This window comes from Frankia sp. AgKG'84/4, from assembly GCF_023242965.2.
GTDB lineage: Bacteria > Actinomycetota > Actinomycetes > Frankiales > Frankiaceae > Frankia.
Genome location: NZ_JALKFU020001035.1, coordinates 1 through 1,717, shown reverse-complemented (window position 1 = coordinate 1,717; position 1,717 = coordinate 1). Strand labels below are relative to the sequence as shown.

1 protein-coding gene and 2 pseudogenes are annotated in these 1,717 nt (G+C 72.0%); all 3 read right to left on the bottom strand.

Going from position 1 to position 1,717, the window contains the following annotated elements; genetic code table 11:
• Positions 1-288 (bottom strand): annotated as a pseudogene (locus MXD58_RS27070) (A/G-specific adenine glycosylase); the annotation flags it as partial.
• A gap of 67 nt (positions 289-355) precedes the next feature.
• Positions 356-1,435: a DNA integrity scanning diadenylate cyclase DisA gene (gene disA, locus MXD58_RS27065; RefSeq protein WP_248838153.1), complete on the bottom strand. Its 1,080-nt coding sequence runs from the start codon at positions 1,433-1,435 to the stop codon at positions 356-358.
• 127 nt (positions 1,436-1,562) lie between these two features.
• Positions 1,563-1,717 (bottom strand): annotated as a pseudogene (locus MXD58_RS27060) (DNA repair protein RadA); the annotation flags it as partial.

The window sequence follows — 1,717 nt, the reverse complement described above, 5'->3', positions numbered from 1 at the left end:
GGCCCGCACGGCCTCGCCAGCGGGCTCCGCGGCCAGCGCCGCCGGCGTCGGCCAGCGCGCCAGCCACGCCTCCCACACGGGCAGCACCCGGGCGACCGGGGTCTGCTGCAGCATGACCTCGCTGACCAGGACGGCCCATGGCGTTGTGCCGGGGTGCCGCCACGGCAGGTCCCGGGCGGCGGTGGCGAACCATGCCAAGGTCAGCCGACCCAGCTCCGGGTGGCCGCTCGTCGCCGCGGAGCGGGCGGCGGCCGGGGCGGCAGTGCTTGTCGTGACCATCGTGACCATCGTGCCAGCTACCCGCCGCCGGCCGGGAGCAGGCCGGGCGGACGCCGGTCCGGACGTCGACGCCGGTTCAGACGTAACGCTCCAGGATGCTGGACTCGGCCAGCCGGGACAGGCCCTCGCGCACGGCGCGGGCGCGGGCCTCGCCGATGCCGTCGACGGTCTGCAGGTCGTCGACGCCGGCGGCGAGCAGCTTCTGCAGGGTGCCGAAGTGGTCCACCAGGCGGTCGACGACCAGCCGCGGCAGCCGCGGGACCTTGGCGAGCATGCGGTAGCCGCGCGGGCTGATCTGCCGGTCGAGGATGTCGGCGCCGCCGGAGAACCCGATCACCCGGGCGAGCACGGTGAGGTCGAGCAGGTCGGTGGGCGACATCGCCGAGAGCTCGCCGAGCACCTGCGAGGCCGGTCCCGCCTTCGAGCCGGCCGGCAGGTAGTCGCGCACGGTGAGCTCGCGCTCGGTCTCGACGCCGGCCATCAGTTCCTCGAGCTGCAGCGACAGCAGGCGGCCGTCGGTGCCGAGTTCGACGACGTAGCCCTCGATCTCGTCGGCGATCCGGCGCACCATCTCGAGGCGCTGGCTGACGGAGATCGCATCCCGGACCGTGACGAGATCCTCGATCTCCAGCGCGGACAGGGTGCCCGCGACCTCGTCGAGGCGCTGCTTGTAACGCTCCAGCGTGGCCAGCGCCTGGTTCGCTCGGGACAGGATCGCCGCCGAGCCGTCCAGGACGTAGCGCCGGCCGGCGACGTAGAGCGCGATGATGTGCATCGACTGGCTCACGGAGATGATCGGGTATCCGGTCTGCTTGGCCACTCGCTCCGCGGTGCGGTGCCGGGTTCCCGACTCCTCGGTGGGCACCGTCGGGTCCGGGACGAGGTGCACCGCGGCGCGCACGATCCGCTGTAGGTCCGAGGACAGCACGATCGCGCCGTCCATCTTCGCCAGTTCCCGCAGGCGGGTGGCCGAGAACTCGACGTCGAGCTCGAAGCCGCCCGTGCAGATGCCCTCGACGACCTTGTCGTGGCCGAGCACGATCAGCGCGCCCGTGTGGCCGCGCAGGATCCGCTCCAGGCCGTCACGGAAGGGGGTTCCGGGGGCGACCGCGGCCAGTGTCGCCCGGAATATGTCGTCTCCGGGTGGTCCTGCCATCAGGCTCTCTCAGCTCCTCGGCTCCCTGCTTGTCTGCGCCTCTGCCGCGATGCTATCGGGGGCGACCGGCGCTGGGGGCGCTGCCAATCATGGGGTTACGAAATTTCCAAAACGTACATATCCGATTTTACGTTTCATACATTCGAGCAATGGCACCGACCAGGTCGGGTACCTCGGTGACCGTCATGCCCTCGACCACCGTCCCGGAGCCGGTGGGCACCAGCGCCCGGCGGAACCCCAGCCGGGCCGCGGCGGCGAGCCGCCGGGGGACCCCGCCGACCG

Coding starts and splice junctions, on each gene's coding strand:
- disA (WP_248838153.1), bottom strand. CDS start 1,435: ATGGCAGGACCACCCGGAGACGACATATTCCGGGCGACACTGGCCGCG.